The organism is Candidatus Stygibacter australis (genome assembly GCA_030765845.1).
Classification (GTDB): Bacteria; Cloacimonadota; Cloacimonadia; order Cloacimonadales; family TCS61; genus Stygibacter; species Stygibacter australis.
The window spans coordinates 57,877-72,921 of record JAVCDJ010000042.1 but is presented as its reverse complement, the minus strand read 5'-3'; the positions used below and the strand labels follow the sequence as shown (position 1 = coordinate 72,921).

Genomic DNA, 15,045 nt, shown 5'->3' with positions numbered 1-15,045 from the left:
CAGCCTCGAAAACCTTACGAAAACATTTGATCATGCTGCCAAGGCAGGTACAGCAATCGTGATAACTACCAGGAAGAAATTCGAGGGTATCACCAATAGCTATACAATAAATTCAGGGGAAATACATAAATTATGAAACTAAGATATCTGCTTCAAATATTAATTATACTGGTTCTACTTATTGTTGATGATGGTATTTATAATTTGCGTCAATACAGTCAGGAAGAGCTCAATTTTAGGGCAGAACAGGTCTATCTGGAAATCGAAGAAAAACCGGCAATCCTGATAGTAACTGAAGAACAGTCTGAGCGTATCAGTGATGATATAGGTAATCTTTATTTTGTTAATAAGGTCAGTAAACAAAATAAAAGTGAGATCATCGATATTCTAAGCAGGCAATATCATCTGGATGAAGCCAATTCACTATTAGATGAACTTAATCTACCTGCTGTTCTGGAAATCCAATTTAAAGGTGCTGCTTTCAGGGAAACGGAATCCAGCCTTTTCTGGCAGGCAACAGAAAAAGAAGAGGGCATTTTCCAGATTATTTACACCGATGAGAATTATCTTGATGACTGGTCGAAACTGGATAAACTGCTGGAATATAGTGGACTGATAGAAAATTACTGGCAATGGATATATTGGGGTCTGGCGATATTACTATTATTGATAGTGCTTTTATTCAGGATAAGTTATGAAAACCGGCAGGTGAGATATTGGCAGGTTTATAGACGCTCAGGCGGTAAACCCGGATTAAGCCGTATATTCAAGATATTAAATAGTATATTCCTTGTTTTTATTCCCCTGGCGATTGCCATGGGAGTGGAATATTTTCTGTGGGTGAATCATACTTTTGGTTATATGCCAGATTTCCGATTTCATATTATCCGCTCAGCAGCCTTGCTCACCGTCAGTCTGTTGTCACTAATTTTGATCAGGAGAGAAAGTTATGATTAAATATATTCCTAATATATTAACAATGCTGAGGGTAGTACTGGTGCCGGTCTTTGTCTGGTTTTTCTTTTTTGCCCCTGTCACCAATAGTCTGATGTGGTCAGCAGTGATTTTTGTGATAGCAGAAATTACGGATTATCTGGATGGCAAAATTGCCAGAAAATATAATGCTATTAGTAATTTTGGCAAGATTATGGATCCGCTGGCAGATAAACTGCTTACCGGAGCTGCTTTGATCGGGATAGCCGTGCCACCATTTCAATTGATCAGTATTGGAGCAGTGTTTATTATCATTTTCCGGGAAGTAGCAGTATCTGTTCTACGTCAGGTTTATGTGAAAAGAAAAATATATCTTCCTGCTAATAACTGGGGCAAAATTAAAACAGTCACCCAGATGGCAGGATTGACCTTTGTGATTATCTATCTAGCAATTACACAAGTGGAAAACAGCACAATCTATATGCTGATATATTATTACTTCTGGCTGGTGGCATTTATCACAGCTTTTTCAGGGATCAATTATTTTATGCCCCTCATATTACCTAAAAGCGGGAAGGAAAAATGAAGAAATTTATCCTGATCCTGGTCGTACTGATGGTATTATTCTCCTGCGGAAAACAGGAAAAAGGTTCTGCATCGGCTATGAAAGGGGTAGTAAAAGATAGAAAGAAACCCCTGGCATGGGGGAAAAAACAGAAAATATATGTTTTTGCGGATGATAATGTCTGGAAATATGCTGAAGATGATCTTCGCCAAACTATTGAAAGGACATATTATACTACACTTAATGAAAAAATGTTCGAGCTGGAAAGAATATCATTTAGTAAGCTTGAAGATTATTTCCGGTTCAATAATCTGATATTTTATTGTGATGCATCCTCTGAACAGGAAGTGTCAAAATACGTTAAAGAAAGACTGGGAAGCAAGATTGATGAACGGATTGCTGCCGATGGTGGAGCAATTTATCCCGTTTATAATCTCTGGGCAGATGATCAGTTAGTTCTATTCATCGTTGGTGAAACCGAAGAAAGACTTTTAAAATTGAATATGCTGCAAGCATCTAAGTTTTGGGAAATCTTCAAGCAGAGATTGTATAAAAGGATCGAATATCAAGTTTACCGTTCCCGGAGAAAACCCATGAGCAACTTCACAGAAAAGATCTGGCAGTTTGACCTTCCAGACAGATACGTGAAGTTTCGAGAAGATAATATAAATCATTTCACTTCCTACCTGGCAAGATCAAAATCTCAACCTGACCGGTATATCTCTGTCTATTATGAAGATATGCCAGAGAATATCATCTCCCGTGACTGGCTGATAGAAAAGAGAAATGAAATAGCCGGAAAATACTATGACGGTGATAAATTCAGTAAACAGGATGTGACTATCAGCAATACTGAGATTTCCAGATATAGTGGCTTGAAACTAATGGGACGCTGGAATAATAAAAAATATTATATTGGTGGTGCTTTTAGTTGTTTTGCATTTTGGGAACCGGAAAGAAAACAGGTCTTTATCATTGATAATTCTGTTTATTATCCTGAAGGTGATAAACTGCCTGCTTTGATCGAACTGGAGATCATCAGTAATTCATTCCGCTTAAAATAATGAAATCTGTAATACAGAAGATAAAGAGAGCTATCAGAAATACTGAATTCGATGGAAATACCTATATAGCAGGTGGTTACGTGAGAGACCTGGTATTAAAAAATAAGAAAAGTGACCTTGATATTGCCGTCTCATTACCCCAGGGTGGGATTAAATTAGCAGAATTTCTCCATGAAAATAATATTGCCTCAAAACCAGTGCTATTTGATCAGTTTGGTACTGCCCTGGCAATGATCGGCAAACATAAGATAGAATTTGTAATGACCCGTAAAGAAAGCTATCGCAAGGGAAATAGAAAATCATCTACAAGTCCGGGAACACTAAAAGAAGACATTTATCGGCGTGATTTTACTATCAACTCTATGATAATGAATATCATGACAGATGAAATTCTTGATCTTACGGGAAAGGGGAAGATTGATTTACAAAATAGAGTGATCAGAGCTACCTCAGACCCTGAATTTATATTCCATGATGACCCTTTGAGAATACTCAGGGCTGTTCGTTTTGCTAACAGGTTAGGGTTTAAAATTGAAAGTGTTACTGCTGAAGCCATGAAAAAAGACAGCTTCGAACTAGTATCTATATCCTGGGAACGCAAACGGGATGAATTCATCAAAATACTACTTTCAGATACTCCCAAAAGGGGGCTTGAACTCGTATATGAATTTGATCTGATGAAATATATTATTCCGGAATTGGAAGAAAAATCTCAAGATATTTACTTGAATGAGATCTCCTGTTTGCCAGCAAAGCAGGAATTACGGATGTCAGCTCTTCTGCAGGTTCTTGCTGAATTACCAGATAGAGATGACACAATTGATACTATTATTGAAAGACTAAGATTATCAAATAAATTAAAGGCTGAAGTGAAATTACTGGTTCATTACTGCCATTACTTTTCCTCTGATATATACAGTGATGATGACCTGGCAATTAGAAAGCTGATTTTCAACTATCCAGCTACAATAGAAGATTTTATTACATATTATACTTCTTTTGAAGATACTGAAAATTGGCAGAATCAACCGGATAAACTGGGAAATAAGATAAATGTCATCCAAAATGAACTTAAAAATCGCACTTTTCCTCTTAATGGTAATATTATTAAACAGGAATTAGGATTGCCGGAATGCGAAAAAATCGGCTGTCTGATGGAGGAAGCGCTCAGCGCCTGGCTGCTGAATCCCAATCTTGATAAAGAAGAATTAATTCATATCCTGAAAAAAGATTAGTTCAAAGACTCCAAAATTCTTTACTGATGATACGGTAATGAGGATGATAAAATAGCCGATAGATCTCACTGTGATGTAATGCTTTTTCTTGCTGAGCATAAGTTGATATTTGTTCAGCATTATCAAGGTTATAATCAGGATATTCTTTAAAGATGATTTCAGATACCTGCTGCCAGTGAACGTCCCACGCTATAGGTTGATCCAATTTCACACAAGAACTCTTCCAAAACATCTCCGCCAGTTCATCCACGGTTAATATTCCCTGACTTATCCAGCGAATATCAACGCGAACAAAGTTGTTAAAACAGGCTATGTCCTGATTCTCTGGTTTGTCATCAGAGGGTGAGATATTATTTAATTCTGCAGTTAAATAGCTAATAATTCTTTCTTTATCGGCAATGAAGTGCCCCGGACCAAAATAATCCTGATGAAATAGCTTATATATATCTACAAGTTGTGCTTGAGGGAATATTTTCAATTCACGATGGATCAAGTTATTAATTTTGAGTATAATACTCTTCTGATAGTAATTATTCATAATATGACAACTGATAATAATCAGAAGATGGCAGCGGATTGCACAAAACAGGGAGGAAAGTCATGCATATCAAACTGCCACCTTCATAAATATCACGTTATAATCTACTTTTTATATCTTCAAATATAATATTAGCTTTTTTTTTAATTTTAGCAAGTATTATCTCAGATTTTGACATAATTTCCTGCTTGAAATTATCATCAGTGATTCCAGCCATATTGATTTTCACATTCAGAAATGCACTCTGTGCTGCTGCGGTTGCCGTTATAGCAGCTACTCCCGCATCAGAGAGAGCATTACTATTACCTATTGCAGCAATCTCAGCAGCCAGTTCCACTGCTTTCACCGCCAGTTCAAGAGTTTGAAAAGGAACCATGATCGCTTTCTTGGTGGCTTCCTGCATGGCGTCTTCTCGCAATGCTTTCTCCTCATCGGTCTTTTTAGGTAATTTCATTGCTGCCATCATTTCATTAAAAGCCTCAGTATCTTCATCAATAGCAGCCATTGCTTTGGCTTTGATCTTCTGACCACGTTCAGCAATTGGTTTTACTGCTTCCCAATGTACTTCATATCCCTTCTTATCAAAGGTAAGATTTGCCACCATGCTGGATAATGCTCCTGATATTGAAAGACACAGCGCAGCCACACTACCACCACCTGGAGCAGGAGAATTTGTAGATAATTCATCTGTGAATTCTACCAGCGTCAGTTCTGCAAGCTTGTCATCTACTTTTATAGCATATTCAATCACTTTTTTATCAAGCTGAAATTTATATAGATCATCCAGTCCCATGGACTGCACCGCAGTAGTTAAGATCATTTTTTCCGGTTGTCCAGCGCATTCTCCTAATCTATTTAAATAATACTTCCCCGCTTCCAGCATAGCTTCTTTAGGCAAAAGCCCCACAATTTCGCTGCCTGTGATCTGAATACCCTTTTCAACTGCCAGTTCACGTACTTTTTCCAGTACTATATGAGGGGGAGTGATCTTATAATTAGTAAGGTTTATGGAAATCTGAGCTCTTTGAAAATCATCCACATACCAGCCCACTGCTTTGCAATTGGCGAATAATCCCTCTTCTCTGAGCTTATTTCCATCTTTATCTTTGATAAATTTTCCTTTTTCATTCTTAGCAAAACGGCCCTTTTCACGGATTGTGAGTGCCAGATCATGGGCTTTCTTTTTATCTCTGCTATTAAGGTTAATATTATAAGCAATCAGAAATTCTCTGGCTCCAATTGCCAGAGCACCGCTTTTAGCATTAAAAGTGTGAGGTCCGAAGTCCGGCTGCCATTCCGGTTTCCCAGCTCTGCCAGCCAAACCCTCATATTCGCCTTTACGCACTTCTGCCAGGTTCTGCCATTCTGGTTTACTTGCGGCATATTCATATAAATATACCGGTATTTGCAGTTCTTCACCTACTCGTTTACCCAGCTTTCTGGCTAATTCCACGCATTCATCCATTGTCATATCAGACACAGGAATAAATGGGCACACATCAGTAGCTCCAAAGCGGGGATGTGCTCCTGTATGTTTGCTCATATCGATCAATTCTGCTGCTTTTTTAATTGCTTCAAAAGCAGCATCCACAACCAGATCCGGACTGCCAACCATTGTAAAAACTGTCCGGTTTGTGCTTTCACCAGGATCCACGTCCAGTAAAGTTACACCTTTTACCGTGTTTATTGATGCAGCTATAGCATCCAGAATACTTTGATCTTTACCTTCCGAGAAATTCGGTACACATTCAACTAATTTCATCAATTCCTCCAGATTTATCTTTATTATATAATTCTTTTCCCTGAATCCAGGTACTTTGTATTTCCATCTCATAATTGAGATAGATCAAAAGTGCAAGGATATCTTCTAATCCCTTTGATGTCTTGAGAATCTCAGGATGGCTGATAAAGACCAGGTCCGCATCTTTTCCAGGCTCAATGGACCCTATTCGATCTTCCCAACCCAGCAAAACTGCATTACCCAGAGTGCTGTAATAAAATGCTTTTCCTGGAGTAAGGCTTGATTTGTCCAGAATATAATCTGCCAGTTTCATGATTTTGAGCATACTCAAATCAGTTCCTGCTCCCACATCGCTTGCCAGGCCAATCCTAATCCCGCTTTCCTCTATTTCACTCCATTTAAAATGACCACTTTTTAAAAAGAAATTGGAATCAGGACAAAAAGCAATACCAGTATCTGAAGCCTGCAAAATCCTCATTTCTTCCTGATCAAGATGTATCCCATGTCCCATGATGCTCCGCTTTCCCAGTAAGCCAAAATGCTCATAAATTTCCGTATAGCTTCTATTGCCGGGAAATAAATCCATTACCTGCTCTATCTCAAAAGTATTTTCCGATAAATGGGTTTGCATTCTTGCAGATAAATTTCTGATCATTCTACCAGTTTCCTGAAGCAGTTCAGCACTGCAGGTTACAGCAAATCTGGGTGAAAATATATAATCAAGCAGTCCCTGATCGTGCCATTTTTCCCAAAGTTCATAACTCTCATTGATCGCTTTATCTGTATCCTGGCGCAGATAATCAGGACAATTGGTATCCATCATGGTCATCCCGATAATGCTTCGAACTCCCATCTCTTTTGCCACTTCAAATGCTGTCTCGCAAGCTATATGATAAGGTGAAGTATATACCACACTGGTAGTAGTGCCCTTTGCCAGGCATTGCTGATAAAAATCTATTGCTATCTTCCTGCTGAATTGAGGATTATTTGACATCTGCTCAGCTGGAAAAGTATACTTGTGAAGCCATTGCATTAGATCCGGGGCATACCTGCCCCGAATATAGTACTGCGATAGATGCACATGCGCATCTATCATTCCGGGAATGCAAAGGTAATCTCTTTTATCTATCCAGTCCATTGCTGGCTCAGTATCACTTATTTCAATTATTTTACCTTCATTGATTGTAATATAGTGATCAGGCAGATAGATTATTTTATCCGCAGCAAGCGGGGTTAATATATTAGTGGCTATACATTTCATTGCCAATTCAATACTTCTTGATCAATTTTACCTTTTTGATCTTTTTTGCTGTAACTTTGTTCACCAGAAGTGAGTATTTACGCAATTCTAATCTTGTGTTATTCTTAGGTATTCTCGCCAAACGGTTGATTATTAATCCAGCAATGGTCTCATAATCACCTTCCGGTAATTGAAGGTCATATTTATCATTCAAAATATCAATTTCCGTATCGCCATCAATCAGATATGAGCCATCGGGCAATATCTCAAGTTCGCTTTCTTCCACATCATATTCATCTTCTATCTCGCCCACCAGCTCTTCCATAATATCTTCGATAGTAATCATTCCGGCTGTGCCGCCATATGAATCTACAACTATTGCCAGGCTTCGCTGCTTAGACTGCATCTCTGCCAGAAGAGCATCCACTGTCATTGTCTCTGGAACAAAAAGTATCGGTCGAATAAAATCAGATGCTTTTTCCTCGCTGTTGTTCTGACGTCTTAAAAGATCATAGATAATTAATATCCCCTTGATATTATCGAGATCATCATCATATACCGGAAAACGAGTATAACCTGCTTCCCGTGATAATCTTATCACATCATCTATGGATGTATCTTTATCAAATGCCACGATCTCTGTCCTGTGTGTCATGACATTCTCTGCTTTTAATTCCCCAAATTCCAAGGCTTCTTCCAGTAAATCCTTCTGATTGATCTCTGTAGTGCTTTCGCTGGTCTCGCTCTCTGATACCATAAAACTCAAATCTTCACGACTTACCCGCAATAGATTTTCGGTTTCTTTTAATCCAAACAGTTTAGATATCCGTAGATTTAGAAATGTAACTATCCTGGTGAAAGGTGAAAACAGAAAACTATAGAATTTCAAGGTTTCAAAGTTTTTACTTACTAATCTGTTCGGGTGCTCTCGATAGAGTGCCTTGGGTATTATTTCTGCAAATATCAACAGGATAAAAGTCACAATTAGTGTTCCTACCTGATCGGATATTTTAAAGACAGATTTTTCTGGAATAAATTGTAATAACAACATCGTCAGAGATGATACTATAACTATTGAGATATTTGTCCCAATAAGTGTCGTACCAAAAAGTTTATCCGGAGTTTTCAAAAAATCCAGTATCTGTTTCTTTTTTGTGCTGTTCTTTGCTTCCTGTTCTAATTTTAGCTTATCAAGTGAGATCAATCCTGTTTCCATTCCTGAAAAAAAAGCTGACATAAATACAAAGAAAATTATCAGCAAAGTTATTATTGCAATTATCATGTGCCTGAAGGGTTATACAGTCCCAACTGCTGAGCATCAGTAATTAAATAATGCTCAATATCTTCTTTATCGCCGTTTGCTTTTTTCTTTTTACCCATTTACCTGTTCATTCCGATGAGCTAATTTTAGTGCTTCTATAAATTCTTCTAACTCGCCTGTCAAAATCGCATTCAATTTATAGGATGTCAAATTTATTCTATGATCTGTAACTCTTGATTGAGGAAAATTATATGTCCTGATCTTAGCACTGCGGTCACCTGTACCCACCTGGGTTTTGCGATGAGCTGCTATTTCGGACTCATGTTTTAAAATTTCCTGATCCAATAATCTTGAGCGTAACACCTTCATTGCTTTATTCTTATTCTTCAGCTGAGATTTCTCATCCTGACACGTAACCACTATCCCTGATGGCAAATGAGTGATCCTTACTGCTGAATCTGTGGTATTCACACTCTGTCCTCCATGACCTGAAGACCGGTAAACATCTATCTTTAGATCCCTCTCATTTATTTCAACATCCACTTCATCTGCTTCCGGCAATACTGCAACTGATATTGCTGAGGTATGAACTCTGCCCTGTGACTCCGTTACCGGTATCCGCTGCACCCTGTGCACTCCACTTTCCCAGCGCATTGTCCCATACACATCTTCTCCACTCAAGGAAAAGATGATTTCCTTAAAACCACCCACACCAATCGGATTAGATGAGATCACTGTCTGTTTCCAACCCATCTTTTCACCAAAATAGGTGTACATCCGAAATAGATCTGCACAAAAAAGAGCCGCTTCATCGCCTCCAGTACCAGCCCTGATCTCCACCAGTACATCTTTATGATCATTGGGGTCCAGAGGTATTAATAGCTCTTTCAAATTCTCATGCACTACTTCAAGTTCCTCTTCCAGTCGTGCATTTTCTTCTTCCGCCATCTCATGCAATTCTTTATCTTCTTCAGTTTCGATTAATTGCTGGTTTTCATCTATCGTCGATTGAAGCTTCTCATATTCATCAACTACCCGCAATATCTCCTGCAATTCCTTATAGCGCCGTGATATCTTTGAATATGCCCGTTTGTCAGACATTTTCGCCGGATCATATACATCCTTCTCTAATTCACTCATCTCATTTCTGAGATTTGATAATTTCTCCTCTGGAATCATTACTTATTTCCCTTATAATCTATAAATGTCACTTCCACGTCTAGTTCTAAATCAAGGGCACTCTGCATCGCAGTTAAAGCTATTTCTATCTGGTCATCATCTGGAGGTTGTGTGGTGATCCGCTGTAATGCCAGACCAGGTGCCGTCATAATTTTCACCAAAGGATGATTGATATTTTTTCCTGAAAGTTTCAGCACTTCATAGGAAATACCAGAAACAAAAGGGAGTAATAGCAAATGATAGCCAAGTCGATATATTATCGCCGGCATACTGCCCAGTAAATGTCCTACTATAGTATCTACTATTGAAAATATTAATATCGAGATCAATAACACAAAAAACATGAAACTTGTTCCGCAGCGGGGATGAAGAGTACTGTGTTCCTGGATCTTTCCTGGATTGAGTTCTGTACATTTTTCATAGGCAAACACTGTTTTATGCTCTGCTCCATGATATTCAAATAATCTATGTACATCTTTCATCCGACTGATCACCCACACATATACAACAAAAAAGACTATCCTGATGCTACCGGCAAACAGATTAAAATATAAATTCTCTTTCCCAAGACCTATCCAGGCAGATATCTGATAGGGCAAAAATCCAAATAACAGAAATGCCAGACCAAAGGCGACAACATACATAAAGATAGTTTCACGCTTTTCCGTTGAAGCACTCTTTTCCTTAAATGTCTTGCCTTTTGCTTCTTCTTCTTCTTTCCAGTCCACGCTTGCCCGTTCTTCAGAAAAACTCAAACTGCTGATACCGATATTCATCATCTCTATCAACGAGACAAATCCCCGTACTAACGGCAGCCCCAGAAATTTATTATTCTTAGTTTTACTGATGAATTCCTTTTTCCATATCTCTATCTCACCGCTTTTTCGCCTTACAGCAGTAGCTATATGGGCTGGACCTCTCATCATCACGCCTTCTATTACTGCCTGACCACCAACCTGGATATCTTTTTTATCTGGCCAACCAAATCTCCTTTAGAAAAAAATGCACCACATCACCAAATTCGGTGGGTGTGGTGCTTATCTCTGTTTATTTAATCTAACCTTCGTTTGCTTGCTCTTCCACGTTGTATTTCTTATTAAATCGCTCTATCCGACCTGCTTTCTGTACTGAACGTTGTTTGCCAGTATAGAAGGGGTGGCACTTCTCGCAGATCTGAACCTCAAGCTTAGCAGAGGTTGACTTAGTCTCAAATGTGTTGCCACATACACAATGTACTGTCACTTTTTCATACTTAGGATGAATCTTATCTTTCATTGAGAACTCCTTTCTCTATATATTCTTATCTAAATGACACTTTTTTTGCCCAACGCCAATAATGTCAACCATTTTCATTAAAGTTCAAGCATCCTATCCCAATTAAAATTATATATAGTTACAGAAACGTTGTGTGTAATCAATGTTTTTCTGAACTTTCAAATTCTATCTATTATACTCGAAAAAGTCCCAGTTACAAATGGGGGATATAGGAATAGAAGAATATAATGTTTTACATGAGGATGGTGATGATAAAATTGAGAAACTGCTAAAAAGGCTATAATTAAGTAGAAACGTTACAGCAATATATGAAAATAATTATAATATTTTACAGAGTAAAGATGAATATTGATACACTTGTAACCCACAGGGAACCAATAGGGGGGGTACAGGGAGATTAATTGTGACAGATAAATCAGTTAAATAATGATATTTTAAATATTTATGATAAAAAGCATGTAAAGTGGGAAGAAATGCGTAAAATGTAACATATGGTCTAAAATATATAATGATTAATATTACAAAGACAGGAAGTGAACGAGTGTATGTCGATGTGGTGAAATCATGTAGGTTAAAAGTAGGATTATTTGATCTTATTTTTTCTGGAATTTCTTTTCAGCCCGGGCTAGATCTTCGGGGGTATCGATGCCAATACCAGAATATTTTGTTTCTATCATTTTGATTTTAATGCCATTTTCCAGCAGACGGAGCTGTTCAAGTTTTTCTATATTTTCCAGTTTGGCGGGAGGCAGTTCAATAAATTCAAAGAGAGAATCTTTTCTGAAGGCATAGACGCCCACGTGACCATAATAATGGGCTTCTGGATTATAATCTCTATTACAGGGGATTACGGAGCGGGAGAAATAGAGAGCATTTCTCTGGTTATCGCAGACAACTTTTACTAGATTTTTGTTATCAATCTTGCCAAAGATAAGGTTCATAAGAGAAGCAACCTTAACCTGTGGGTCATGGAAGGCATCAGTGAGAAGTTTTAGCGGCTCTGCAGAGATAAAAGGTTCATCTCCCTGCACGTTAACCACTATATCAAAATCAAGGTTCCGGCACACTTCGGCTACGCGGTCAGTCCCGCTGTGATGCTCAGAACCGGTCATTTGAGCTGAACCGCCAAATGCCTGAACAGCATCGAGGATATTCTGGGAATCCGTGGCAATAATTACCTGCTCAAAAATCCCTGAATTGAGAACATTTTCATAAACATGCTGGATAATGGGTTTGTCATTAAGTAAAGCAAGCGGTTTTCCTGGGAAACGTGAAGATTGCCATCTGGCGGGAATTACAGCGATAAATTTCATATTTATACACCCTTTTCCATAGACATGCGCAGCCAGACTGAATAGGCTGGTCCACCACTGCCATAATATCTGCGGAAATATATTTTATCAATCTCAATCTGGTTCATTTTGAGGCTGGTTTCCAGAGAGATCAGTTTATCTCGTTCATTATTAATATGCCATACTGAGGCATCCACTTTTATTTTATTATATCCAGCGAGCTTCACTCTACCTTTATCGACAGCCTTTTGCCAGGCATCAATCAGATCAGAAGAAGTGGTATGGACATCACATAATACTTGCTCTTCTTCTACTATGAGATCACCAATATACCATTCAGGATTTGAGCCGGGATATGCTTCTTCACACCAGATATCAATCCGGGTGGAATCTATCTGCGTTTGACCTAAGGAAAAGATACCAATAAAATTATCATAAAACCAGAAATAATCGAGAAGTTGGAGTCTGTCCCTGATATCATATAATTGTTGAGGCTCGCTGGAAACTATTACCTGAAATTCCTGTTCACCAGAGCCAGCACCTATCTGGGTATCGCGGATAGCTCTTTTATTTACCACATAACAATTATGGTTGCGGCAATATGTAACTGTTGCATCCTGAAGTGCTGAGATCATCATCGCTTCTTTATTAACTGTAAGTTTGGCAAAACCGAACGTGAAATCACCTTCGGGTATATTTATAAACCATTGAGGTATTTTCAGATAGCGTCCAACCGGAGCTTCTGGAATAACTGCTTTCCGGGGCTGAGAGGCACAACCGGTAAGGAGTGGAATTATTATTAAAATCAGAAATAATCTTCTCATCGGCTCTCCTTGGCAATTTTTTTTAGATAAATGATAAGGGCATTAATATCGGTAATATTCACCCCGGGAATTCTGGCAGCCTGTCCAATTGAGAGGGGTTTGACCCTGTTCATTTTTTCTCGCGCTTCCCAGGCGATACTTTCAATTTTCATATAATCCAGATCAGTAGGCAATTCTGATTGTTCCATTTTATTGAAGCGGACAATATCCCGCATTTGACGCTTGAAATATCCGGCATATTTTACTTTGAGCAGAATCCTGTTGGCAATATCTGGTGTGATATCTTCAGGAATAGTGTAGCCGAAATTCTGCAGGTCGCTAAATTTCATCTGGGGACGTTTGAGAAGATTTACCAGTCGGGTGGGTTCAGAAAGCTGATCGTTAATGGTGGTATTATTCTTTTCCAGATAATGCATTTCACGCTCCATCACCTTTTGCACCTGCTGATATCTTTGCCAACGGGTATCACTAACCAGTCCCAGTTTATATCCCAAAGGCATCATACGTTCATCGGCATTATCCTGCCGCAAAAAAAGACGGTATTCTGAGCGGGAAGTAAAGAGGCGATAAGGTTCATTTGTGCCTTTGGTCACCAGGTCATCAAGGAGAACACCAAGATAGCTTTGGGAGCGGTCAAAAATGATCGGAGGTTTATTATCCAGACTGACTACGGCATTAATACCGGCAGCAATGCCTTGAGCAGCAGCTTCTTCATAACCGCTGGTGCCATTTATCTGACCTGCCAGATAAAGTCCCTTCACCCTTTTGGTTTCCATCGTGGGGGTGAGGCTGTCAGGGATAACATAATCATATTCTATGGCATATCCATAGCGCATGATTTTGGCATTTTCAAGTCCCGTGATAGAGGCTATCATCTTTTCCTGGATATGCGGTGGAAGACTGTTTGATACTCCATTCACATACGCTTCATAAGTGTGCAAACCTTCTGGTTCTATAAATACGTGATGATGCTCCTTGGTGGAGAATTTAACAACTTTATCTTCAATAGAGGGACAATAGCGGGGACCTGTGCCACTTATAAACCCACCGTAAAGCGAGGATTTATCAAGGTTTGAACTGATGATCTGGTGTGTAGTAAGATTCGTCCAGGTGAGGTAGCAATCAACGAGATTTTTCAGCTCAATATCACGGTAATATGAAAATCCAGTAGGATTTTCATCTCCTGGCTGGAGTTCCATCCTGCTGATATCAGCGGTTCTGATATCTATGCGGGGAGGCGTACCTGTTTTAAATCTTGCCAGGTGTAAACCTAATTTCTCCAGCGAAAGCGAAAGCTTGTCTGCTGAAGGTTCTCCTGCCCTGCCGGCACTATAGGACACATCACCCACAAACACCTTGCCACGCAGGAAAGTGCCGGTGGTAATGATCACGCGGGGAGCAAAATATTCTTCTCCCAGATGAGAGCGAACCCCTGTAACCTGATCATCTTTCACCAAAATGTCATCAATCGTGGATTCAATGATCAAAAGGTTAGGCGTATTTTCAAGCTCTTCCGTGATGAAACGGGTATATAATCCGCGGTCATTCTGGCAGCGTGGTGCCCATACAGCAGGACCTTTCTTGCGGTTAAGCATGCGAAACTGGATACCTGTGACATCAGCAGCCATCCCGATGAGACCACCCAGTGCATCGATCTCACGGGCAAGATGACCTTTTGCAGGTCCGCCTATCGTAGGATTACAGCTCATCCGGGCAATGCTTTCCAGCTTGATCACAAAAAGAAGCGTGCTGGCTCCCATACGTGCAGCAGCCGATGCAGCTTCAATACCGGCATGTCCGGCTCCTACTACTATTACATCATATTTATTCATTGATATATTTTTACCTTAATTACAGGTGTAACTGTCAAGCAGATAATTGTCATTAGTTAAAAATCC

General features: G+C 39.1%; 14 protein-coding genes. 4 read left to right on the top strand and 10 right to left on the bottom strand.

The annotated features are described in order from the left end of the window. The first annotated feature begins 132 nt into the window (after positions 1-132). From RAO94_02980 to RAO94_02965, 4 genes are read left to right on the top strand one after another with little or no spacing between them, the layout of a single operon-like run. Positions 133-957 carry a hypothetical protein gene (locus tag RAO94_02980; GenBank protein ID MDP8321298.1) on the top strand — a complete coding sequence of 275 codons (825 nt, stop codon included), beginning with the start codon at positions 133-135 and terminating at the stop codon, positions 955-957. Then, positions 950-1,519 (top strand): CDP-diacylglycerol--glycerol-3-phosphate 3-phosphatidyltransferase, encoded by a 570-nt coding sequence (pgsA, locus tag RAO94_02975; protein ID MDP8321297.1) that lies wholly within the window; start codon positions 950-952, stop codon positions 1,517-1,519. The genes RAO94_02980 and pgsA overlap by 8 nt, the downstream gene beginning before the upstream one ends. Continuing rightward, positions 1,516-2,562, top strand: a complete 1,047-nt coding sequence (locus RAO94_02970) for a DUF4837 family protein (protein MDP8321296.1) — start codon at positions 1,516-1,518, stop codon at positions 2,560-2,562. Before pgsA ends, RAO94_02970 begins: the two co-directional genes overlap by 4 nt. After that, positions 2,562-3,797: a CCA tRNA nucleotidyltransferase gene (locus RAO94_02965; protein ID MDP8321295.1), complete on the top strand. Its 1,236-nt coding sequence runs from the start codon at positions 2,562-2,564 to the stop codon at positions 3,795-3,797. Before RAO94_02970 ends, RAO94_02965 begins: the two co-directional genes overlap by 1 nt. Before the next feature lies 1 nt (position 3,798). On the opposite strand, the gene RAO94_02960 is transcribed toward RAO94_02965, so the two are convergent. The 10 genes from RAO94_02960 to mnmG form a co-directional block, all read right to left on the bottom strand. Continuing rightward, complete coding sequence (locus tag RAO94_02960; protein ID MDP8321294.1) at positions 3,799-4,335, bottom strand: hypothetical protein; 537 nt, start codon at positions 4,333-4,335, stop codon at positions 3,799-3,801. 97 nt (positions 4,336-4,432) lie between these two features. After that, positions 4,433-6,097 carry a glutamate formimidoyltransferase gene (gene ftcD, locus RAO94_02955; protein ID MDP8321293.1) on the bottom strand — a complete coding sequence of 555 codons (1,665 nt, stop codon included), beginning with the start codon at positions 6,095-6,097 and terminating at the stop codon, positions 4,433-4,435. Next, a complete protein-coding gene (gene guaD / locus RAO94_02950) occupies positions 6,084-7,337 on the bottom strand; it encodes a guanine deaminase (GenBank protein ID MDP8321292.1) in 1,254 nt (417 codons plus the stop codon). The genes ftcD and guaD overlap by 14 nt, the downstream gene beginning before the upstream one ends. A 7-nt stretch (positions 7,338-7,344) precedes the next feature. After that, entirely contained in the window at positions 7,345-8,598 is a 1,254-nt protein-coding gene (locus RAO94_02945) for a hemolysin family protein (GenBank protein MDP8321291.1), read from the bottom strand. Between the two features lie 90 nt (positions 8,599-8,688). Continuing rightward, the gene (prfA, locus tag RAO94_02940) at positions 8,689-9,756 is read right to left on the bottom strand and encodes a peptide chain release factor 1 (protein MDP8321290.1); all 1,068 of its coding nucleotides are present in this window, start codon (positions 9,754-9,756) and stop codon (positions 8,689-8,691) included. Further along, a complete protein-coding gene (locus RAO94_02935) occupies positions 9,756-10,682 on the bottom strand; it encodes a DUF1385 domain-containing protein (GenBank protein ID MDP8321289.1) in 927 nt (308 codons plus the stop codon). Before RAO94_02935 ends, prfA begins: the two co-directional genes overlap by 1 nt. A 130-nt stretch (positions 10,683-10,812) precedes the next feature. Further along, on the bottom strand, positions 10,813-11,031 hold the full coding sequence (gene rpmE, locus RAO94_02930; GenBank protein ID MDP8321288.1) for a 50S ribosomal protein L31: 219 nt from the start codon (positions 11,029-11,031) through the stop codon (positions 10,813-10,815). A gap of 593 nt (positions 11,032-11,624) precedes the next feature. After that, positions 11,625-12,344 carry a 3-deoxy-manno-octulosonate cytidylyltransferase gene (gene kdsB / locus RAO94_02925; GenBank protein MDP8321287.1) on the bottom strand — a complete coding sequence of 240 codons (720 nt, stop codon included), beginning with the start codon at positions 12,342-12,344 and terminating at the stop codon, positions 11,625-11,627. 2 nt (positions 12,345-12,346) lie between these two features. Beyond that, entirely contained in the window at positions 12,347-13,147 is an 801-nt protein-coding gene (locus RAO94_02920) for a hypothetical protein (GenBank protein MDP8321286.1), read from the bottom strand. Then, the gene (gene mnmG / locus RAO94_02915) at positions 13,144-14,979 is read right to left on the bottom strand and encodes a tRNA uridine-5-carboxymethylaminomethyl(34) synthesis enzyme MnmG (protein MDP8321285.1); all 1,836 of its coding nucleotides are present in this window, start codon (positions 14,977-14,979) and stop codon (positions 13,144-13,146) included. The genes RAO94_02920 and mnmG overlap by 4 nt, the downstream gene beginning before the upstream one ends. Positions 14,980-15,045: the final 66 nt, after the last annotated feature.